The 21,740-nt window shown below is 65.8% G+C and carries 19 protein-coding genes and 3 pseudogenes; 14 read left to right on the plus strand and 8 right to left on the minus strand.

The features are described from left to right. Positions 1 to 12: 12 nt before the first annotated feature. The 8 genes and pseudogenes from IPJ87_00005 to IPJ87_00040 all read right to left on the minus strand — a co-directional run bounded on the left by IPJ87_00005 (position 13) and on the right by IPJ87_00040 (position 8,057). Positions 13 to 159, minus strand: coding sequence for a hypothetical protein (locus tag IPJ87_00005; protein MBK7940262.1), 147 nt, complete (start codon positions 157 to 159; stop codon positions 13 to 15). Between the two features lie 477 nt (positions 160 to 636). Then, positions 637 to 1,008 carry a hypothetical protein gene (locus IPJ87_00010; protein MBK7940263.1) on the minus strand — a complete coding sequence of 124 codons (372 nt, stop codon included), beginning with the start codon at positions 1,006 to 1,008 and terminating at the stop codon, positions 637 to 639. 112 nt (positions 1,009 to 1,120) lie between these two features. Beyond that, a pseudogene (locus IPJ87_00015) lies at positions 1,121 to 2,516 on the minus strand (aldehyde dehydrogenase family protein). A gap of 837 nt (positions 2,517 to 3,353) precedes the next feature. Beyond that, positions 3,354 to 3,644 (minus strand): hypothetical protein, encoded by a 291-nt coding sequence (locus IPJ87_00020; protein MBK7940264.1) that lies wholly within the window; start codon positions 3,642 to 3,644, stop codon positions 3,354 to 3,356. Positions 3,645 to 3,777: 133 nt separating this feature from the next. Further along, a pseudogene (gene mnmG, locus IPJ87_00025) lies at positions 3,778 to 5,650 on the minus strand (tRNA uridine-5-carboxymethylaminomethyl(34) synthesis enzyme MnmG). Between the two features lie 135 nt (positions 5,651 to 5,785). Beyond that, a pseudogene (locus IPJ87_00030) lies at positions 5,786 to 6,256 on the minus strand (YbhB/YbcL family Raf kinase inhibitor-like protein). A gap of 90 nt (positions 6,257 to 6,346) precedes the next feature. Beyond that, complete coding sequence (locus IPJ87_00035) at positions 6,347 to 7,426, minus strand: threonine/serine exporter family protein (protein ID MBK7940265.1); 1,080 nt, start codon at positions 7,424 to 7,426, stop codon at positions 6,347 to 6,349. A gap of 265 nt (positions 7,427 to 7,691) precedes the next feature. Beyond that, the gene (locus tag IPJ87_00040; GenBank protein MBK7940266.1) at positions 7,692 to 8,057 is read right to left on the minus strand and encodes a hypothetical protein; all 366 of its coding nucleotides are present in this window, start codon (positions 8,055 to 8,057) and stop codon (positions 7,692 to 7,694) included. 216 nt (positions 8,058 to 8,273) lie between these two features. Here IPJ87_00040 and IPJ87_00045 point away from each other — a divergent pair, with 216 nt between their 5' ends. The 14 genes from IPJ87_00045 to IPJ87_00110 all read left to right on the plus strand — a co-directional run bounded on the left by IPJ87_00045 (position 8,274) and on the right by IPJ87_00110 (position 20,786). Further along, the gene (locus IPJ87_00045; GenBank protein MBK7940267.1) at positions 8,274 to 8,876 is read left to right on the plus strand and encodes a hypothetical protein; all 603 of its coding nucleotides are present in this window, start codon (positions 8,274 to 8,276) and stop codon (positions 8,874 to 8,876) included. Then, the gene (locus IPJ87_00050; GenBank protein ID MBK7940268.1) at positions 8,873 to 9,430 is read left to right on the plus strand and encodes a hypothetical protein; all 558 of its coding nucleotides are present in this window, start codon (positions 8,873 to 8,875) and stop codon (positions 9,428 to 9,430) included. Before IPJ87_00045 ends, IPJ87_00050 begins: the two co-directional genes overlap by 4 nt. Then, complete coding sequence (locus tag IPJ87_00055; GenBank protein MBK7940269.1) at positions 9,357 to 10,202, plus strand: tetratricopeptide repeat protein; 846 nt, start codon at positions 9,357 to 9,359, stop codon at positions 10,200 to 10,202. Before IPJ87_00050 ends, IPJ87_00055 begins: the two co-directional genes overlap by 74 nt. Then, complete coding sequence (locus tag IPJ87_00060; GenBank protein ID MBK7940270.1) at positions 10,166 to 10,630, plus strand: hypothetical protein; 465 nt, start codon at positions 10,166 to 10,168, stop codon at positions 10,628 to 10,630. Before IPJ87_00055 ends, IPJ87_00060 begins: the two co-directional genes overlap by 37 nt. 266 nt (positions 10,631 to 10,896) lie before the next feature. After that, positions 10,897 to 11,667 (plus strand): response regulator transcription factor, encoded by a 771-nt coding sequence (locus tag IPJ87_00065; GenBank protein MBK7940271.1) that lies wholly within the window; start codon positions 10,897 to 10,899, stop codon positions 11,665 to 11,667. A gap of 353 nt (positions 11,668 to 12,020) precedes the next feature. Then, positions 12,021 to 12,263 (plus strand): hypothetical protein, encoded by a 243-nt coding sequence (locus tag IPJ87_00070; protein ID MBK7940272.1) that lies wholly within the window; start codon positions 12,021 to 12,023, stop codon positions 12,261 to 12,263. A gap of 70 nt (positions 12,264 to 12,333) precedes the next feature. After that, positions 12,334 to 13,347, plus strand: coding sequence for a hypothetical protein (locus tag IPJ87_00075; protein MBK7940273.1), 1,014 nt, complete (start codon positions 12,334 to 12,336; stop codon positions 13,345 to 13,347). A gap of 3 nt (positions 13,348 to 13,350) precedes the next feature. After that, positions 13,351 to 14,445: a hypothetical protein gene (locus IPJ87_00080; protein MBK7940274.1), complete on the plus strand. Its 1,095-nt coding sequence runs from the start codon at positions 13,351 to 13,353 to the stop codon at positions 14,443 to 14,445. A 601-nt stretch (positions 14,446 to 15,046) separates the two neighbouring features. Further along, positions 15,047 to 15,724, plus strand: coding sequence for an SHOCT domain-containing protein (locus IPJ87_00085; protein MBK7940275.1), 678 nt, complete (start codon positions 15,047 to 15,049; stop codon positions 15,722 to 15,724). A 785-nt stretch (positions 15,725 to 16,509) separates the two neighbouring features. Further along, positions 16,510 to 16,923, plus strand: coding sequence for a hypothetical protein (locus tag IPJ87_00090; GenBank protein MBK7940276.1), 414 nt, complete (start codon positions 16,510 to 16,512; stop codon positions 16,921 to 16,923). After that, a complete protein-coding gene (locus tag IPJ87_00095) occupies positions 16,923 to 17,162 on the plus strand; it encodes a hypothetical protein (GenBank protein ID MBK7940277.1) in 240 nt (79 codons plus the stop codon). The genes IPJ87_00090 and IPJ87_00095 overlap by 1 nt, the downstream gene beginning before the upstream one ends. 401 nt (positions 17,163 to 17,563) lie before the next feature. Then, positions 17,564 to 17,812, plus strand: a complete 249-nt coding sequence (locus IPJ87_00100; protein ID MBK7940278.1) for a hypothetical protein — start codon at positions 17,564 to 17,566, stop codon at positions 17,810 to 17,812. A 984-nt stretch (positions 17,813 to 18,796) separates the two neighbouring features. Next, positions 18,797 to 19,150 carry a hypothetical protein gene (locus IPJ87_00105; GenBank protein ID MBK7940279.1) on the plus strand — a complete coding sequence of 118 codons (354 nt, stop codon included), beginning with the start codon at positions 18,797 to 18,799 and terminating at the stop codon, positions 19,148 to 19,150. 1,438 nt (positions 19,151 to 20,588) lie between these two features. Continuing rightward, positions 20,589 to 20,786, plus strand: a complete 198-nt coding sequence (locus IPJ87_00110) for a hypothetical protein (GenBank protein MBK7940280.1) — start codon at positions 20,589 to 20,591, stop codon at positions 20,784 to 20,786. Positions 20,787 to 21,740: the final 954 nt, after the last annotated feature.

Genomic DNA, 21,740 nt, shown 5'->3' on the forward strand with positions numbered 1-21,740 from the left:
CGATGGGGTACTTCACCTGCAGGCGACTGGCGGAAGTGCTTCCAGCGCAGCGATGGAGCGTGCCTCGTCCTCGGCCACTTCTCGAAGGCGATGGCGGTGCGCCTCAAACCCGTTGGCATTGTGCTTCGCGTACAGCTCGTCCAGCAGCGTCTCGTCCACGCAGTTGGGGCACGACTGCCCATCACCTCCACCGCAGGCACCTTGCCCGCGAACCGGGCGTCGCCAGGGATCACCTGGCCGCCATCGATGTCCGGGAACCGGAAATCAACCACGTCGCGGCCTTCCTCGAGGAAGGTGAGCGAATCCGGGTCGCGCAGGTGGAACCGCGGATCGCGTACGGAAGTCAAGACTCCGATGGGAGCCGCTCTAATGGCCGGCCGATGGACTGTCTTTGCGCAGCTGGGCCTTGAACGCGAAGAAGGCGTGAAGGCCGTCGAAGCACGAGAGCTTCAAGGGTCGCCGGCCACCACGCCTTCAGGAAGCGGTAGTCGCCCGTTTCGGTCCGAAAGGTGCCGGTGAGCAGTCGTCCCGCTGGGCGGACGGCCCAGGTCATCGCCCTCAGGGTGCCATGGCTGAAGTGGGTGCGCCATTGTCCGGAGAGGTCGCCAGCGGGGCTGCCGGCGAGGTCGAGAAGCGCTATGCAGGGCCGCACCGAGGCCGTGAGGCGATGCAGTAGTCGGGACCCGCAAAGGTAGTTGCCGGTGGCCAGGTGATGGTGCTGTCGTTCACCAGCCGTCCGCGGAACTCAGATCGAACAGTGGCATGCGCACCCGGATGGAGTCGGCGTGCGGGTGATGTCAACACGGCGATGCGCTCCTCCCCGTTGTGCACCACCATGCGCCACGCGCTGCTGTCGTGCTGCAGGTCGAAGAGGAAGGGCGGCTCCCTGGCCGTTCCGGTCCAACGCCATGCGCCAGGAGCCCGTGCGTGGTGCGGTGGAGCTGTGGTCGGGCCTGCTGGAGCACCCACCCCCAGGGCGACGAGCAGCAGGAACAGGGCGGTGCGCAAAGGCCATGGAAAGGCCGGCAAAGCTAAAAGCCTGCGCGGACCGGGGATGGTCGCTTGCGTCGACGGCGGGGGAAACCTACAGGTCGAAGGTGATGCCCTGCGCCAGCGGCGGCTAGCTGCCGTAGTTATTCGTGTTGGTCTGGCGGCGCATGGCTACCAGGCATCGCTTCCGCTTTCGCGGCCACCGCCGGTCTCCTTCTCCCCGCCGAAGGTTCGCCCGATCTCCACCGCTGGTGCCGATGTTCACGTTGGCGATGCCGCGGTCGCTGCCCGCCGCGCTCACGAAACGCTCGGCCTCGCGCAGGTCAGCGTCATGATGGCGCTGCTCAGGCCCCTGCTTACGTTGTTCTGGATGGCGATGGCCTCCTGCGGGTCACCGCTGTACTTCAGCAAGTAGAGGATGGGCGCGGGTCTCCTCCTGCACGATAGTAGTGTCAAGCGTGGCCTCCACCACGGCAGGCTTCACGTAGCACCCGCTCTCGTACCCCTTCCTCAGCACGCCGCCTTCCACGGCCAGCCGACCGCCTTGCGACTTGGCGGCCTCCAGGGCGTTCAGGTACATGGTGACGGCGGCGGTGTCGATCTGGGCGCGTGGTTGCGCTCGTCAGGGGATCGCCGATGCGGAGCTGCGTGTACGCGTTCACCAGCTTCTGCTTGAAGGCGTCCTACACCGCCTCGTGGATGATGAGGCGGCGGGTGCTGGTGCAGCGCTGGCCAGCCGTCCCCACCGCGCCGAAGACGCAGCCGATGAGGAAGCCTGTCAGGTCGGCCTTGTCGCTGATGATGATGGCGTTGTTGCCGCCCAGTTCCCGGCAGGGAACGACCCAGGCGTTCGCCGACCGCCGCGCTACGGCCTTTCCCATGCGCGTGCTGCCGTGGCGCTCACCAGGGGGATGCGTCCATCGTGGCTCATCCATTCGCCCACTTCGACCGCCGTTCACGATGCTGCTCACGCCCTCGGGCACCGTTGCGCTTGAACACGTCCGCGGTGATGTGCTGGCAGGCGATGCTGCACAGCGGGGTCTTCTCGCTGGGCTTCCACGAGGTGACGTCGCCGCAGACCCAGGCCAGGGCGGTGTTCCAGCTCCATACGGCCACTGGGAAGTTGAACGCGGTGATGATGCCCACAAGCCCCACCGGGTGCCACTGTTCGTACATGCGGTGGTCGGACGTTCGCTATGCATGGTGACCCTTGCAGCTGGCGGCTCAGGCCCACAGCGAAGTCGCAGATGTCGATCATCTCCTGCACCTCGCCCAGGCCTTCCTGGTAGCTCTTGCCATCTCGTAGCTCACCAGTTTTGCCCAGGGCGGCCTTGTGCTGCGCAGCTCTTCGCAACTGACGTACCACCTCGCCGCGCTTGGGTGCGGGCCAGGTGCGCCATTCAGCAAAGGCCTTCTGCGCGGTCGCCACCACCTGATCATACTCGGCCTTTGTGGCCCCGCACGCTGCCGATGAGCGCGCCATCCACCGGGCTGTGGCTCTCGAGCACTGCACCGCTGCCCGGGATCCATTGGTTGCCGGTGGACACGCCGGGTTCTGGTCCTGGACGCCGAGGGTGCGCAGCAGGTCGCCGATAAGTGGGCTGGGGAGGTCATGGTGCTCATGGTGGTGAAAAGGGGCGCAAGGTAGATTCCGGGTACAGGGGTCACCGGTGTGTTGGGTCACCAGGCCGACGCTACGACCGCCTGATCGCCCTTTGGATCAGTAAGCGGCTGAAAATCAGGAGATGGGCCCCTCTTCCGAACGACCGCCACGATCGGCTCCAGGATGAGCCGTTCAGGTGACACGGAGAGGTGCACCACTGCACGCCCCCTTCAACGCAACCAGAACGAAGAAAAACAGGCTTCTCAGACGGTCGCCTTGCGGAAGAGGTACAATGAGCTTGATGTGGGTCCGGTCGGAAAGGGCGCTCACCAAGTTGGACCAAGCACCGAACAGCACACCGCGAAGCAGCGCCATGACCGCACCGTGGCCGCGGTACCGTTCGCTGAGCAGGGCGATGTAGGGTGCGTCCAGCCACATGGGTCGCACCGCGTCGGTTCGAAGCCATGTTCGGTCACGAACCGATGCATATCACTCCGCCGGAAGTGGGAGAGGTGGCGCGGAACGTCGTATGCTGCCCATGCGCTCCCGTAGTGCTACGCGTCCCAGCTTTCGCGATCGGGCACAGCGATGCGCCCAACAGGCCGTCATCCGCGGTGAGGGGCATAGAGCCGTTTCAGGGTACCACGAAGGTCAGGCAGGTGCTCCAGGACGTGCCAGAGGTGACGACATGGAACTGCTCCCGTCAGGTACTTGGTCCAGGGAGGGCACTACCGGGATGGCGTGGTGGGCAATGGCCTGTTCACGGGCTTTCAAAGCGGGCTCCACCCCGGATACCAAGTACCCCCTGCGCTTGGGTGGCCGAGGAATTCGCCGGTACCACATCCACGTCCAGCACGCGGCCGTTGGTGCGGTGGGTGGCCACCAGGGCATGTTTGCGGGCAAGGGCCCGGCGACGGGCCACTTGGTACGATCGATCGGACAGGGTCCGACGGCTGTTGCTGTGGCTGATGTAGTCGGCGCTTTCGTAATAGCGTCCGATGCTGCTGCTGTGGGCCGCGGGTTGGTGAACCTGAACCCACAGGAGGCGCAATCCACCAGCTGGAAGCGCTCGTGGGAGATGGAATGGTCCTCGACCGTCAGGGCAGGTAAGGGGCTCGCCGCCCCACACGGGGGCAGCGGTCAAGGTTTCGTGGGTGTGTTGTTCCACGTGGAACGTCGATCGGTCATCGGCCCATGTAAACAAGCAGGACACTGATGTCCGCTGGTGAAACGCCGCTGATGCGACTGGCCTGCCCTAGGGTGGTGGGTCGCACCCGGTCCAGTTTCTGCCGCGCCTCGATGCTCAACGAGGTCAGCTTGGCGTAGTCGAGGTTCACATCCAGGAACGTGGTCAGGCGGTTCATGCGCTCCGCCAGGTCGCGTTCGCGCTCCAGGTAGCCCTCACACTTCCACCTGGATCTCCACCTGCTCGATCGCCTCCTCGGCCAGGTCGGTGCCTCCGTTCTCCAGTCCTCTCGACGCTCGAACAAGGGCTCGGATACGCCATACGTGAGCTGGGGTCAGGTGAGCAGGTCGAACAGCCGGGTACGCTGTTTCACGGGGGTAGTTCCACGTGGAACGATCAGCCCGCGTTGGAGGCTTCTGGCGCCGGGCTTTCGGCCTTTAGGCCGTCCACAAACCTGGCTGAGGCGCTGCTTGCGCTCCACCCGGCGCAGACGCTCATCATCAGCCAGGCCCAGGGCGTGGCTGCGCGGGGTCAACCGCAGGTCGGCGTTGTCCTGCCGCAGCAGGATCCGGAACTCCGCTCGGCTGGTGAACATTCAGTAGGGCTCCTCGGTACCCTTGGTGATCAGGTCATCCACCAACACCCCGATGTAGGCCTCGTCCCGATCGAGGACGAAGGGGTCCTTCTCGCGCAGCTTCAGGTGGGCGTTGATGCCTGCCATGAGGCCCTGGCAGGCGGCCTCCTCGTAGCCGGTGGTGCCGTTGATCTGCCCGGCGAAATAGAGGCCCTCCACCAGTTTCGTTTCCAGCGTGTGCCGCAGCTGGGTGGGGGAAATAATCGTACTCCACCGCGTAGCCGGGGCGGAACATGCGGGCGTTCGCGAAGCCGGCGATCTTGCGCAAGGCGGCCAGCTGCACCTCCTCCGGCAGGCTGGTGCTGAAGCCGTTGATGTAGGTCTCCACCGTGTCCCAGCCTTCTGGTTCCACGAAGATACGGTGGCGCTCCTTGTCGGCGAAGCGGTCGATCTTGTCCTCGATGCTGGGGCAGTAGCGGGGCCGATGCCCCGGATACGCCCGTTGAACATCGGGCTGCGGTCAGAAGCCGGTGCGCAGGATGTCATGCACCTCGGGACTGGTGTAGGTCATCCAGCAACTCAACTGCCGCTGCAGTGGTCGGGTGGTGGGGGAGTAGCTGAATTTGGCCGGTCGTTCATCCCCCGGCTGCTCTTCCATCGCGCTGTGGTCGATGCTGCGGCCATCCACGCGGGGCGGGTGCCGGTCTTCATGCGACCGGCCTCGAAGCCCAGTTCCACCAGCTGCTCGGTGATGCCATGGCTGGCTTTCTCGCCGGCGCGTCCGCCCCCGATCTGGCGCTCGCCGATGTGCATCACCCCGTTCATGAAGGTGCCGCTGGTGAGCACCACGGCACGGCAGGCGATGCGCATGCCCAAACCGGTGACCACCCCAGCCACACGCCTGTCCGCCACCTCGATGCGCACACGCTGTCCTGCCAGAAGTGGACGTTCGGGGTCTGTTCAGGAGGCAGCGCCACTCGGCAGCGAAGAGGTTGCGGTCGTTCTGGGTGCGGGGCTCCACATGGCGGGTCCCTTGCTGCGGTTCAGCATGCGGAACTGCACGGCGCTGCGGTCGCTCACCAGGCCGCTGTAGCCCCCAAGGGCGTCGATCTCGCGCACGATCTGGCCCTTGGCCACGCCGCCCATGGCGGGGTTGCAGCTCATCTGGCCGATGACGCCCATGTTCATGGTCACCAGCAGCACGCGCGAGCCGAGGTTGGCTGCGGCGGCCGCGGCTTCCGCATCCGGCGTGGCCGCCGCCCACCACCACCACGTCGTAGGTGTCCATCACGCTCATGGAGTGATCGTGGAAAACCCGGTGTGTTCCACGTGGAACGATGCGTGGAAAACTCCGAGCCCTCCGCAAGGTCCGCGCCCTGTCGGGAAGAGCCGATGAGGGTGTGGTAGCCGGTGGATCAACGGCTGTGGTAAAGAGGAGGCTGGCCTTGGCCAGCGTGTTCGCGTTCGGGGTATAGCCCACCAAGGCGGGGCTGGCCTGGGCGTCCAGTCCCAGCTTCTCCACCCCAAGGCATGCACCGTGACCACATACCGGTGGGCGCCATGGCCCACGGGCGGGCAGGGGCCGCCGTAGCCCATCCCGCCGAAGTCGGTGCGGCTCTGCACGGCCACCTCGGGTATACCGGGCATGCCCGGGGTGCCGGCGCCGGTCGGCAGCATGGAGGTGCTTGCGGGCAGGTCGAAGACCGCAGTGCCACCACCCACTGCCAGTGGGCGCGTCGGGGTCGTACATCGTCACGGCGAAGCTCTTGGTGCCGGCAGGGGCGTTCGCCCAGCTCAGCTGGGGGCTCTGGTTCCTGCCGGTGCAGCCGAAGCCGTTGTACACCTGCTGGTCGGTGGCCTGGCCGCCCACATCGGTGCTGGTGAGGGTGAAGGTCTGGGCCACTGGGAGCCGCTCACCAGAAGCGGGGCCAGGAGCAGGAGGGTGCGCATGGGGCTGGAAAGGATCACGAAGGTACTTCGGCGCGGCGAAGGCTCACGGGGCGTCCATCCGCCACCAGGTGACGCTGCGCGGGTGCGGGGCCACGCTGTACACAAAGGCGCCGATCAGGCTGCCCATGGCGATGCCTGTCATGGCGAAGAGCAGGGTGAACACATCGGTGATTGCGCCCGCACCCGTGGCCAGGCCGGTGACGCTGCGCAGGCCGAAGCTGCCCGGCGCAAGCAACCAAAAGGCGGGCAGGAGGGTGACGATCGCGGGCGGTCCGGCAAAGCGGAACTCGATCACCAACGCGGTGATGGTCATGGCCGCAGCGCCGAAGAAGGCCGTGCTGGCACCATCGATCAGCTGGCCGCTGAGGGCCTGGGCCGCATAGGCCGCCACGGCCGTCACCAGCATCCATCCGAAGGATCGGCGATCGCTGCTCTGGTGCACATGCAGCCCCACAGCGAACACGAGCACCCCGAACCAGGGCCGCCACGCGTTGATACGCCCGGGCCATTCGGGCCGGTCCACTGCGCTGTCCGGATGCTCGAACAGGCCGATGCCCCCCACAACGCCGAAGGCCAGAAGTACCACCTGGGCGAAGCCGGCCACCAAGCGGCTGGCCCCGCTGATGATGTTGCTGTAGGCCAGCTCGATCACGGCCACCGTGAGGGTCAGGCCGGGCAGGAAGGTGATCAACGGCGGGATCAGCAGGTTCGTAGCGCGCTCCGGGAAGCCCAGATGCAGGGCATAGGCCACGGCGGCGCTCAGCATGAAGGAGGCCACCACCGGCGCCACCACGGCCCAGGCGGTTCGCTTGCGCACCGCGTGCATCAGCAGGGCGCAGGCCAGCGCCAGGGCTGTGCTCAGCGCTAGGCCATGCAGGGTGGGGCGCAGTAGCACGGCTACTCCGATGCTGGTGAGCAGGTAGCCACCGATGGCGCCCCAGGCGCCGTAACGGTGGGGCCAGCGCCACAAGGCCTCCAGCCGCTCCAGCCCAGCGGCGGGGTGCAGCAGTCCTTGCCGGGCCTCGCGCCGCGATCGCCATGACCTCCTCGATGCGGGTCGAACCGCAGGGTACCGATGCGGTAGGGGCCCGTGGTAGATCCACCTTGTGCTGGCCGCCCTCATCCAGCTCCAGAAAGAGCACCGTAGGCAGCACGAAGGCCGTGAAACCCGCACACTATGCCGCGCGGGCGATCAGTCCCAGGTCCCGTTCCACGAAGGGGCCGCATTACCAGCTGCCAGCTCCGCCTGCCCCAGCCGGGCCAGAAAGCGCAACAGGACCTCGCGGTCCACCGGTGAAGCAGGTGCGGCCATGGGTCGGACGAAAGTAGGGAGGGCTCCATGCAGAAAGGGCCGCACAAGTCGGCCCTTTCCGTTCCCGAGGTTCAGGTCACTCGGCGGTCATGTTCTCCAGGCCCTGCAAACGCACCGGGTCCTCCAACGGCGTGTCGGTGACAGGGCCGCCGCTCCCGGGATCCTCCGGCATCAGTGCCGTCCCTTGGTGCTGCGCCACGCTCGGCAGTCCGGTGTTCGCGCTGCCCGCCGGGGTGTCGCTCGTGATGTCAACGGACGTGCTGGAGAGCCCGTGGCTGGCGGCGCTCAGCTCCGCACCCAGGCCATGGGCATCATTCACCGCGGAAGCGGGTGCGGCGCCGGCAGGACGGTTGGGCTGGAGGGGCACGTCCTTGGTGCAGCTGGCCAGCGTGGCACAGAGGGTGAGGGCGACGAGGCTGCGGAGGGTGATGGACGTGTTCATGGTGGTGGTGTGTGTTGGTGTTTGTTGTCGTGTTGACGGCACAAACGTACACCGCCCGGGACCGCAGCCCATGCGGCGTTGCGCAGGTGGCGGGGGCGGGTGAGCAGGTGGCGGCGGATGGGCCTTCGACGCTGCGGCGCGCACAGCGACCACGCGCCCGAAGCCTGCCAGGGCCGAAGTTCCCCGGTTAGCTTCACCGCGGATCATCCGCCCACCATGCGCCCACACCACCTGCTTCTGTTGATCGCCGCGCTTGCCGCCTGTGAACGCCCTGCCGGGCCGGACCGACCCTGGGAGGATCGCCTGGCCGAGGCCCCCACCCCCGACGCCCGGGTGCAGCTGCTTATCGCCACGGCGGAGCCGCTGTGGGCGGGCTCGCCCGACTCCGCCGCCGCGTTGCTCCTCCTGGCGGATGCCGAACCCCGGAACCAGTTGAGCCGCCCCGCCCTGCGTGCGCTGATCGCTGCACGGTCCACCTGGGTCCGGCGGACCAAGGACAGCTCCGCCGTGCGCTACGGGCACGCCTTCCTCGATGGTGTGGACGCCGGGGACACCCTGATCCAGGCCCTGGCGCTGCGCATGCTGGCGCAGGCCTATGGGGTGCGCGGTCTGGAGCGGCCCGCGGACAGCTTGCTGGCCCTGGCGATCGACCTGGCCGAGGCGAGCGCGGACAGCATGGCGATCGTGGACAGTTACGCCGACCGTATGCGCACGGCCACTGCGATCGGGCGACCGGACCTCTCCCTGGAGCTGTCGCGACGCATCACCCGGCCCTACCTGACCACCCCGGACAGCACGGCGGCTGCACGTTCCTGGTGAACCGCGCGAACGCCTATGCGCAGTTGTCCAAGCTGGACAGCGCGCTGGCCGACCTGGAGGAGGCCCGGGACATCAGCGCCGCCATCGGTGATTCCACGATCCTGGCCAGCAGCTGTGCCATGTTGGGCGCCTACCAGAACTACACGGGACAGGTGGTCGATGCCGCCACGAACCTGCTCGAGGCCTACCGCATCGCGGAGGCCCAACGCAACCCCCAGCTCATCGCGGCCAGCGCGTTCAACCTGGCCCTGGTGTACAAACAGCTCAAGCAGTATCCGGCGGCCTACCCGCTGGTGCTGCGGGCCAGGCAGGTGGCCGATTCCATCGGCATGCATGATCTGGCCGCGATCGCCTATGGCGCCCGGGCCGTGCTCTGGGGCGAGGCCGACAGCGCGCAGGCGCTCGTCTTCGGCCTGCCCGAGGAGCGTCGGTACGACACGGCCCTGGTGGTGCTGAAGGACGCTGCGGAAGGTGGAGGCCGTGGGCAACCTGCAGTGGGTGGGCATCTTCGAGGCCACCATCGGCGAAGTGCTCGTGTCCAAGCACCGTCCTGACGAGGCGGAGCCGCACGCGGTGCGTGCCCAGGAGGTCACCGCGGCCATCGGCGACGAGCACATGCTCGCCATCGCCGAGCACACCCTGGCCGACATCGCCTTTGAGCGCCGCCAGTGGAAACAGGCCCTGGAGCGCTACGAGCGCGCCCTGGGGATCGACCGCGCGTTGGGCATGAAGGAGAACGCCGTGCACGTGCTGGATCGCAAGAGCCGTGTGCTGGAGCAGCTCGGTCGCACCACCGAGGCGCTGGTGGACGGACGCGAGGCCATGGAGCTGCAGAAGAGCTACCTGAACGAGGGCAACATGATCGCGGTGGCACGGTTCGAAGAGCAGGCGGCGGCGGCCCGCCAGCAGCTTGCCGACAGCCTGCGGGCCCGGCAGCTGCTCGCCGAACGCGATCAGCGCACCATCGCCGAGCTGAGCGCCTCGCGCAACCGCACGGCCGCCTGGGGGTCGGTGGCTTCGCCGTGCTTGCGCTGTGCGGTGGCGCCTTCGCCTGGCGCACGCAACGCCGACGCAACGATGCCGAGGCCGCATCGGCCCTTGCCCGGGCCAATGAGCGCACGGCCGAGGAGAAGCGCAAGGCCGCCGAATTCCAGAACGCCGCCTTGCGGCGCCCAGATGGACGAGCACTTCATCAGCAACACGCTGAACGCGGTGAACGCCCACCTGTACACCGACGACCCCGATGCCGCCAGCACGCTGCTGCAGCGCTTCGCCCAGTGGATCGCACCATGCTGGAGACCAGCCAGCACGCCACCATCCCCCTGAAGGATGACCTGGAGGCCCTGCGCATTTACCTGGAGCTGCAGCGCTTGCGGCTGGACGGCCGGTTCGACTTCGCCGTGGAGGTGGACCCTGCGATCGACACCGCCCGGGTGAAGGTGCCCCCGCTGGTGGTGCAGCCCCTGCTGGAGAACGCCATCGAGCATGGCGTGGGCCCGCTGAAGGAGTGCGGCCGCATCACCCTGAGCGCAGGGCTGCGCAACGGTTCACTGCTGTTGAGCGTGGAGGACAACGGCGTGGGCCGCGGCCCCGCGGATGAACAGCCGGAGCGGGCGCGCAGGAAGACCTCGCTCAGCACGCGCATCATCCGCGACCAGTTGGACCTGCTGCGCCAGCGCACGGGCCGTGCGGCCGAGCTGCGCACCATCGACCTGCCGCGGGGCACACGCGTGGAGGTGCTGTTGCCGGTCTAAGGCGGCCCTCCACCGTCCTCACGATCGCACCCGCCGGGTTCGCGCCGGGGCATGTGCACGCTGCGGGCTCGGTGCAGCTTTAATCCGTTCGGCACCGGGCCGGACCTCCGCACCAATGCCTGTCGCCGATCGACACGCTGCCGCCGAGTCCATGGGGAACGCTCCGAGTTCACCATTATGGCGCCGGATACACCGGTTCTCCGGTCGCCGGACATTCGGTACTCCTCACGAGAAGTCGGGAGGCGATCGCGGAATAGTTTTCAAAGATGACCGCTCATTCCACGAACATGGATAGTTTTCCACCTGTGACCGCCACCGCATATATCGTAGAGGACGAGCCGAAGGCCCGCGAACTGCTGGGCACACTGCTGGCGAAGCGCCATCCGCAGGTGCGGCTGGTGGGCGAGGCGCCCGATGTGCACACTGCGGCCGAGGGGATCCGCGCCACGCGGCCGCAGATCCTCTTTCTGGATGTGGACCTGGGCGGGTTGGACGGCTTCGATCTGCTGAAGCGCATCGCGCCGGCGGACCCGCTGGTGATCTTCACCACCGGCCGCGCGGACCATGCGGTGGAGGCCTTTCGGGTGGAGGCGCTGGACTTTCTGGTGAAGCCCATCACCGGTCCGCGCTTCGACGAGGCCGTGCTGCGGGCGCTGAAGGCCCTGGAGGCGCGGTCGACCCCGGCGCCGCACGGCATGGTGGTGAGCGACCGGCAGATCGCGCTGCCCGACGCGCGCGGGCTGACGCTGGTGCACCTGGACGAGCTGCTCTACTGCGAGAGCGACAACAACTACACGCACGTGCACCGGCGCAACGAGCCGAAGCCCTTCGTGGTGAGCAAGGGCATCGTGGCCTTCGACGAGGCGCTCGCCCCGCAGGGCTTCATCCGCATCCACCAGCGCTACCTGGTGAACCGCAAACACATCACGCGCTACATCAAGGGCGAGGGCGGCGAGGTGGTCCTGAGCAACGGCGCCAACCTGCCGGTGAGCCGGCGCCAGAAGCAGGAGCTGATGGACGCCCTGGAGCGTGTTTGACGCCGCATTCACGATCCAAGCCGCCATGTTCACGTCCACGCTTCGCCGCCACACGCGCCGTACGGATGTTCGCAGCACCAACACACCGGACATGAACACAGCACGACCCCTGCCACGCGCCGCCCTGTTGATCGGGCTCGCCCTGCTCGCCGCCTGCCAGAAGGAGGAAGAGGCCCCAAAGCGGTTTGACGAGTGCGGCAACGAGATCTGCGAGACCTGCGGCGGCATCACCATCATGCCCAATGCGGCCATCGGCCACATCTGGGTGCAGAGCGCGGACTACACCGCGATGAGCGAGGCCGTACGTGTGTACAACGCGGGACCCCGACCAGTACCAGGACATCGCCGCGGCCATGGACGACGACCTTCCGGCGGACCACTTCTGCGGCAACAGCACCAACGGCAACGTGGCCCGCTTCGTCATCCAACCCGGCACCACCCTGCGCTGGAAGGCCTACAACGCCAGCAACACCAAGCAGTGGGAGGGCACCCTGCGCAACCCGGACTGCATGGACGGTACGGACTGCTACTCGGTGCAGATCGCTACCCTTGGTAGCTCCTCGAACAACCAACCAACCCAACAACCAACACCATGAGAACAATTTCGACCACTCTGACCGGTGCGCTGCTGAGCGCGACGTTATACCGCGAGGCGTGATCACTCGGATGAACGGCGGACAGTCTTACTTCCGGTATGACGGTAACATCCAACTTGTGCTGGATGACGCCGAGCTTTCCATAGGTGTAGATACGATCATCTTGCCCGGCGGACAGTTCATCCTGAACAACGACCTCTTCATCACCTCTCCTGTGGTCATGATCGGTAGTGGTATTCGCGCGGATAGCTCTACGGCTTATCCCACTCGGACAGTGCTTTCAGGCAACAACTACAGAGACGTAAGGATCATGGACGAAGCTGACGGCACCGAGCTCCATGGCATTACTTTCCGAGGCAGCATTGGCGTTTATATAGGCCAGAATCTGGCCACCTCGGACGCGGATAATGTTCGCATTACCCGTTGTGACATCGCATTACTGTGGCTAGGCCATGGGAATTTTGACTCTAACGCTAATTCTCCCTACATCTCAAATTGCATCATCGATGACCTCTCTGTGAATCAATGCAACGACCCGCTGATACGCTCATGCTTCATCCAGAACTTAACTGGTGCTGATGCAGCTTCGAATACAGTAGTGGAGAACTGTGTCTTCTTGAACTGGAGTGGCGGTGGCAATGTGAACGTCAGCTACAAGAACAATGTATTCCTGCGTAACACGGCTAGTCCTTTCACGGTGAATGAGGCGAGCACTTTCGACTACAACCTTTTCGTAGGAAGTGGTGCAGGTGTGTCCTATACGATTGCCGCTCCTGCGGTGAATGGAGGTAACAATGTAGCCTCTGCGGAGTATCCAATGAACACAGTGAATGGGGCATTCCCTCAGTTCGGCCCTGTTGCCAACTACATCACTTACGACTATCAGGGGAATTACTCCATCAACTCCCTCTATCAAAGTGCAGGCGAGGCGGGCACAGAAGTCGGAGTATTCGGTGGTGCAGACCCTTGGAAGACAGGTTCGCTCCCTTTCAACCCACACTGGTCTGAGTTAACTGGACCTGCCTCCACTGGCAATGGCACGCTTCAAGGGGTTACTGTGCGTGGAAGCGCCCAAACTTACTGAGCCATGCGTTTCTTCCTCTTCGCACTTTGGCTTTCAGCCACAGGCTGGGCCAGCGCACAGAACATCACCGGCTACGAATACTGGTTCAACATGGATGGCCTGAACGGCCAGCGAGTATTCGTTCCGGCGGGCAATGCGCCGGTCATTGACCTGAACAACCTAGGCATCCCCTTGGGTACGCTGCCCCTCGGGCATCATAGGATCCACTATCGCCTGAAAGACGGCAATGGCCGTTGGAGCAGCGTAATCAGCAAGCCCTTCACCCGAATACAGGGTGGGCCCTACGAGATCACGGGTGGCGAGTATTGGTTCGATACATCCACGAACCGCACCCCCTTCGGCTTGGGTCCCGGCCAAACGGTCAGCGCGAACATCTCAGCGGATGTCAGCGGCTTGCAGCAAGGCCCGCACAAGGCCCACTATCGGCTTCGTGACAACCACGGCTTCTGGAGTAGTGTTATCTCCAAACCGTTCAGCGTTCTGCCAGATGGGCCTTATGAACTGGTGCTCTTGCGCTATTGGAGCGACCAAGAGCCGGAGGAAGCCAACATCAGCGACCTAACCACCGTACCCATCACACCGAACATGCAGTACTTGGACATCATTGACGATGTGCTGTTCTGCAACTGGAGCACCACCGGGCAAACAGATGTCTTCTTCCAGCTGCAGGACAACCACGGGCAATGGAGCTCGGTGATCACGCGGGGCATCGATGTGGATGCGGTCAGCGCCCCGCCGGGAGCTGCGGCGGTCTCGGGCCCGACACTGGTGCTGGACAACAGCGCACAGACCTACGCGACCACCACCGTGCCCGGCGCCTCGTATTACGTGTGGACCCTGCCCACGGGCTGGACGGGCACCAGTACGGGCAACGCCATCAACGTGACGACCGGCGATCCACTCGAAGATGGATGGGTGGTGGTGGCGGCGGTAATGGATGTGGTATCGGTGAGCCGGACAGCGTGTTCGTCACGATCAGCGGCACGGGCATCCGTGGCAGTGAGGCCTCCGACATCAGGCTCTTTCCCAATCCCAGCAACGGCCTCTTTACCATCGCCCTGCCCGATGCGCACGGCGCCGAGCGGCTGCAGGTGCTGAACGCCCTGGGCCAGGTGCTGCGCGACGAACGTCCCGCGGCCGCGGACCGCCGCCGCTGGACCTCACCGGCGAGGCCGAGGGCCTCTACACCGTGCGGATCTTCCGCCACGGCACACCCACCGACCTGCGGCTGATGCTGCGGCGATGAACGCCAGACCTGCGACCACGAGCGATCCATATCTCCATCGATCACACACCAACCACGTTCCGCGGAACCCGCACCATGCTTCGACCTGTCCTGCTGTCCCTGACGCTGCTCGCGGTGATGAGCGCCAGCGCCCAACGCAAGAAGACCCCCACGGTCTACACGCCGATCACGGGCGTGAACACCGAGGAGGTGCTGCCTGTGGCCGCCTACATGATCAAGACCTACTACAAGGGCGACATCGACTACCTGGCCTGGGGCGACCGCCATCTGCGGTCCTACTGGATCAACTACTACTGGGGGCTGGGCACGCAGTGCCACCTGAAGGCGAACTTCAAGGTGGACGCGTCCAACGGACTGGAGATCATCATGGACCCCGTGGAGATGTACGACACGGACAACCACCGCTGGGTGGGCGCGCGGGAGGACAAGCGCGAGCTGAACATCAAGATCGAGATGGTGGAGAACATCCGCGCCCGGCTGGCGGTACCGGACAGCGTGCAGAGGGCGAAGGACTGGTTCTACACCAACCTGCGGGTGAACGCCTGCTTCTTCGAGACGGCGACCGAGCTGGCCGGCCAGCGCTGGTTCGAGGCCTACCTGCGCGACAAGGCCGTGCAGTGGACCCTGCCCTTCGATGATGTGAAGGCGAATACGGTGGAGGGCTACAAGTACACCGAGCACTACAGTGGAGACATCTCCAACACGGCGCTCGACCCCAACGCGGATGTCACCAAAGCGCTTCCAGATCGTCAAGTACACGAACTCGGACAAGAACGTCGCGAGCAGCAGGGCCCAGAGGCCTACCTGGTGTCGGGGTACTTCCGGTCGTTGACCTTTTCAAACGATCAATTCCTGATCACCATCACCGACGCATTGAACGATCCGCTGCCGAAGACCTCCGCACAGGCCACCGAGAGCAAGGGCGGCAGCGCGCTGGAGAACGCCGACAAGTTGAAGAAGCTGAAGGAGCTGTTGGACGCCGGCATCCTGACGAAAGCCGAGTACGACGCCGAGAAGAAGAAGCTGCTCGGCACCCCTGACCACATCCTGTCGATCCCACCCCGTGACCCGCCTGCTCGCACCGCTCTTCTTCGCCGCCGCCCTGGCCTGTCTGTTCCTGGGCTTCGCTGAGCTGCGCACGGCCGAGGCGGTGGGGCAGCAAGAAGCGGTTGGGGCCATCTGCTGGGCCAGGTGCCTGACCTCAGCGCCTGGGCCACCGGTGAGTCGCGGAGGACGTGGAGCCCACACCACGGTCCGCTCCCCTGCGGCGGCCGATGAAAGCCCTGCGGACCGGGGTGCGCCGGTTGCTGCGTGAACAGGCGGACCGTGCTCCCGATAGGTGCGGCCACCGGCCGAGGAGCCGGGTGCCAATGGACCTCTGGCTCGTGTGCGCTGTGCTCTGTGCCCTGGCCGGAGCGCTATGCGCGTGCTGCGGCACGCGTGGGTGCCAGTGGCACGGCGGCCTGGCATCGTGGGCGCCGGAGCCTTGGCCATCGGGCATTGGCAATGGGCCACGCGCCTGGCGGAGGAGGGCCTGCCCGCATGGCGCGTCGACGCCGGTGTCGTATAGGAGGCCCTGCCGACCACCGGGTTGTGGGCGGCCGTGGCTCTCTGGCGGCGGCGGCCGTGGCGGACCTGCTGCCGATGATGCGTGCCACAGCTCACCATACCGTCGGTGGCCGCGCCACCGGCCACCATCCCGTCAGTGCCCCATGCCGCACCGTGGCCCGGCCCGCACCCGCCCCTCCTCCACCCGCCCCTGCACCCGCCCTGCCCCTGCCCCTCCTCCTGTACCTGCCCATACCACCGTCCCCATTTCGGAAGAACCCCTCGCCCTGCTTCCTCTCACCCTCTGCGTGAGGTGACCCAGCTCGTCTCCTCCCCCGCCCCTGCTCCCCTGCCCAACCCCACCCCGCATGGACCAACCGCACGCCCCACAGCGCACCGCCCCACAGGCCCCTTCGGCGCTGGACCTCTTCACCGGCTTCGCGCGGCCCTACTTCGCGCTCATCGACGGCGGGGCGCTGTTCCGCAAGCCCTTCCGGATCCTCTACATGGTGCTGGCGGCGCTCAACCTGCTCAGCATCCTGGGGGTGTTGGCGGTGATGTTCAAGGGTGGTGTAGCAGGCATCCTCATCGGCCTGTTCGGCCTCTTCGGTCTGTGGATCGGCTTCCGCTCTGGTGGGACCGCAAGGACCGCATCAACCAGTTCGTCAGCCCGGGGTCCGGAGTTCGTGGCGCTGCCGGTGTTCTCGCACTTCTTCCAGACCTGCGGCGAGTGGTTCAGCTTTCTGATGGCCATCGTGGGCACGGGCGGCGCCTCCAGGTGATGGCGCTGCTGGGGCGCAGCGGCGGTCACGGTCGCAGCCCGCTGGACATGTTCACGGCGATGGCCGGCGATGCGCCCCTGGTGGGCCTCATCGCCAGTCCGCTGCTCGGCTTCCTGATCGTCATCCTCACCCGTGCCATCGCCGAGCAGATCAGCGCGTTGGTGGCCGTGGCCAACAACACCAAGGCCATCGAGGTGAACACGCGCCAAAGGCCTGAGGGCCTGTTGGGGATGTCTTGAATGATGGGCGCCGTGACCATGTGGTGGTCAGGCACAGCCGAAAAATGGTCGCATAGCGGGGCCTACGGGGCCATTGTTCGGCAAAGCATGGGCAGAAGGGGCCGGAGAGCGCAGTTGAAGAGGTCCCCAACTGGCACCAAGCCGCCGCTTTCCAGATCGGGGCCGCCGGGCTCACAGCGGAGCGTGCCCGGGCCGACGTCGGCGGTGCTGGGGCATCAACACGGGAACGCCGACGCTTAAGCACCTCCTCGCCGCCCTGTTCTGCGCCACCCTGCTCCACAGCACCGCCCAGGTGACCATCGCGCCCTGACGCCGCATGCACCCCGGACCCTTGCGGCGCAGCTGCACGCGGCGCTGGCACCGCACGGGGCCGTCCACGGCACCGTGCACGGTGACTAGTGATGGACTACGCCGAAGGCCGCCGGCGGCGGCCCCGCCTGGTGATGGGGCAGTCGCCCGCCTACTGGCTGGTGCTGGTGGTGCAGCGGCGATGGCCGGGGCATGCGGGCGCACCGAACTGCACGTGCAGGGCGGTGATGCCGCGGAACTGCTGGAGGCGGTCGCCGGAACGCATGGACGCATGGGCCGGGCGCTCGGGCCTGCAGGGCACCGAGGAGAACGCACCGGCGCAGGCCCGACGCGATCGTTGATGCCGTGAACTGTGGATCGAACACGGCAACGCCCGCAGCATGTGGAAGATCCGCGAACTTTGACCGGATGGACCGTTCACCCCGTTGGTGCATGCGACCCCGCCCTGGCCGCTGCTCGTCGGCGCAGGCGGTGGGGTGGTGGGGCAGTGCAACGTCACCATCACACCTTCAAACACCTCGCCCTGTCTGGGGGACACCATTGGTTTGTCGGCGTTGGTTGTGGGCCTGAATAGCCCATTCATATACCTGGTCGGTCGCCGGGGAAGTGGAACCTTTTCTGCGACGAACACTTCATCCTCAGTTCAGTCAGTAGTGCTGGAGCAATGACCATCACGGTCTTGGTGACCGATACCACCGGGCGACCTGCTCGGACACCCAACTCCTGAATGTAACCAATGCGTCCATCGCCAGCTTGAGCGGCGATAACGGAAACAGGTGTGACGTTCGTGAATTTCTTCGGCGTTCCGACGTTTTCATACTACAGGTAGTTCGTGGGCCTTTGATTTCATGCAAATGGGGTCCACCTTGCCGGGGCCACCTACTCGATCGCGGGGCGACGGTACAGGCACGGGGTTCTACCACTCTCCTGGAACACCCTGAGCCACACGTATTCAGGGTTTGGCACCTACGTGCTGACCTACACTGTGTTCGATGCGAACGGCTGCTCGGATACGGAGGTCTACAACGTCTATATCGGGCAGTTCCTGTGGCGACGTTCGCTCAGTGGCCTCTATAGTGGGATCGTCGGGGACCAGCTTTCATTCACATTGACGCCGGGCCGAACAACGGTCGGGCACGACCACGATAGACTGGAGAGATAGTGTGGTGCAATCATTTCCGCATCCTCCGCAGTCTGCGCATGACCATGTCTACGCGAACACCTCCTGTGGTCAGCCGAACAATTGCATTCCTGATCGCCGTGACGGTGACCAATCCATGCAATACGTACGACGACCTCTGGCCCCTATCCGTCTCCGAGCACCAATGGCCGACTTCGACATCATCCCATCTCCCGCCTGTGTGGGTGCGACAGTTGCACCTGATCGGGTCAATCCGAAGGACAGAACGCATATCAGCTTCCTGGTACCCAGAACCGTGGTACGCGATCAAGCCGCTCAGCTTTGGATGGTCTCGCCAATGACCGGAGTGAGTTTGTCACAATTCCCCGGACCACCGAACGCAACGGTTGTCTTTTTCACAACCAGGGATCATGACGTAACGCTGAATGTGATCAATCCGGCCTGCGGAACAGATGATCCGGTTCAGCAGATACGCATCGAAGCCCCCGCTCGTGCCCACCTTCGACACCACGGGGAGGTGGGGCTGTACTACCGTTGACGTTGAACCTGCAGAACACCACCGACCTCATCGACACTGCAGTGTGCAATGGGACTGGTGGTGGTGAGCGGCTCGGGCTTCTGTGGCGCCACGGCGGCCTGGCAATGGACCAATGGCGGCGCCACCAGCGCCTCGCCGTCGATCCAGTTCACCGCGCCCGGCACCTACCGCAGTCCGCCTTCGTGCCTTCAACTAGCGCTGCGGCTGGCAGCAAAGCTAGCGCCGGTCACCGTCACGGTGTTCGATGACCCTGGTCCGGCTCGGTGGTCGCTCTCGCTTTGCCAAAGGGGACGGGGCCAATCCGGCGGCCACCACAACATACGGCGCCCCATCTCTACCTGTGGAGCATGCCCTCGGCCACGCCGTCGACTCCCACCCGCGAAACCCGGCCCGGTGGCGTCGGCGCGGGCGGTACCTATCGTTCCGTGACATTGACGGGCGTGTGCGGACCGGTGACGGCGAGCGCAACCCGGTGATGCCAATCCCGATGCAAGCCAGCATGGTGCCACCGCGGGCCCATCGACATCTGCCGGGGACAGCCGCTCACCCTCGGCGCCTGTGCCCGGCGCCACCTTCAGGCCAGGACCTCGCCCCTGGGCGTGACCTTGCTACGACGGACACCGTGGTGATCCGGCCGTGGGCCCGGCGGAGCTAACCTGTGGACCGTGGTCGCATACCTGGGGGTATGCCGATGGGCCGCCCGCGACGGTGGACGTGAACATCCTGGCGCCCGTGCTCTGCTGGTGGCGAACCCCTCGACGATACGCGTGGGCGACGGGCACCCTGGTCGCGGTGAACGCCACGGGCTACACCTGGTCCATCGGCCTTCCCGCGCCGGTGGGCTCGCGGGCAACCACCCTGGTCATGGCGCCCCCGGCCACCACCTCCACACCGTGGAAGGCGATGTGGGCGGGTGCATCGGCCCGAAACAAGAACTCACCGTGACGGTGAATCCGCTGCCGCCGCGAACGCCGGCCCGGACCTCACCGCCTACGATCGGCCGATCCCATCACGCTGCTGCCCATCACCCGGGAGGCACCTGGGCGACCCGTCGTGATTGCCACCCGGTCATGACGAGCGGCATCACACCGACCAACGACCCCGACACGCTGGTGTTACGGTGACCGATCTCAGCGGCTGGTCAATCGCGACACCATCACCGTCACCGTGGTTCTGCCGCCGGCTGAAGGTGACCGCCGGCCCCGCCACGCGACCGCCTCAACAGGGCGGCGACCTTCAGCTGGTGGCCGACCGGCCTGGCGGAGACGTGGGTAACAGCTTTACGTGGACGGCGCGGGTCTTTTCACCCCGGTGCGGTCTCGACCGGGTTAGGTGGGTCTACACCGTGGGCGCGAGGCTCCGCAACCGCGTGGACGACACGTTGCAGGTGCGGGTGGATTTGCAGCGCGTCCGTGGATGCGGGGAACGACGACCAGCTTTGCGTGAACGACCCGGCCACGCAACTGGCGCCATCACGGGCGGCACCTGGAGCAGCAACGGTGCGAACGCCGCCGGTCTGCTTCGATCCGGCTGGCGGGGCCGGTACCGGCTGCTCACCTACACCCTATCCCGACCCCAACCTGGCTGCATCGTGGTCGACCAGCTCACTGTGCAGGTGGACCCCTGCCGGTGTTGAGCCTCGCCATCGAGCACCACCTACTGCGACCGGCCCTTCGCCCGGCCTGCCCGCATCGCCCCCGGGCGCCACGTGGAGCAGCCCCAATGTCGCCGCGTCCGGACTGTACACGCCAAAGGGCGTCACCTTAACGACCCCGACGGCCTTCTTTACGTACCAGGACCCCAACACCCAGTCATCAACAGCGCGTGGACCACCCGTCAACTGGTGGTGCCACCCTTCATCGCCTTTGCAGACAACGCTCGACACCTCGGCCTGTGTCGGCGATGCGCCCTTCCGCTGGTGGGTGATCGCCTGGCGGGCGACTGGAACGTGCGTACGTGCTGCCGGCTACGCCTTCGACCCGGCCGTGGTGGGCGCATGACACCGCCACCTGCACCGTCGGCTCCGGCCTCGTGCGAACACGCAGGACCGGGTGGACATCACGGTGGACCCGCTGCCGCCCAGCTTCGCCGGTGCGCCGCTCGTGCTGTGCGTGTACGACGACCCCGACTGCAGACGCTGCGGGGCACGCCCGCCGGCAGGGTGTGGGACCGGCCGAACACCTTCGACCCCGACACGCTCCCACTGGGCCCTTCCGCTCTTCTGCTACACCTACACCCATTCCAAGGCGACCGGGCGCGACAGCACACACCGCCACCGTCACCGTGGAACCCTTCACGTATTGGCGGACTTCGGCTCTACCACGAAGCGCCTGCGTGAACGCGCAAGGTCGACTTCGAACGGCACCGCCTGTGGGTGCACCGGACCTACAAGGACTTCGGCGACCTCAGCCCGCGGTACCTTAATCCCGAGCATGCTCGGCCGTCGGTACGTACACCGTGCGGCTAGTGAAGCCTCCGGGGCCGGATCGGCGACACACCCATCAACCAGCCGCTGGTGATGCCCGAAGCGCCCACCGCACAGCTCACCTGGACCGTGGCGGACGGCCGCGGCGCGTTTTCGGCCTGGTGC

It is taken from the genome of Flavobacteriales bacterium, from assembly GCA_016713875.1.
Classification (GTDB): Bacteria; Bacteroidota; Bacteroidia; order Flavobacteriales_F; family PHOS-HE28; genus PHOS-HE28.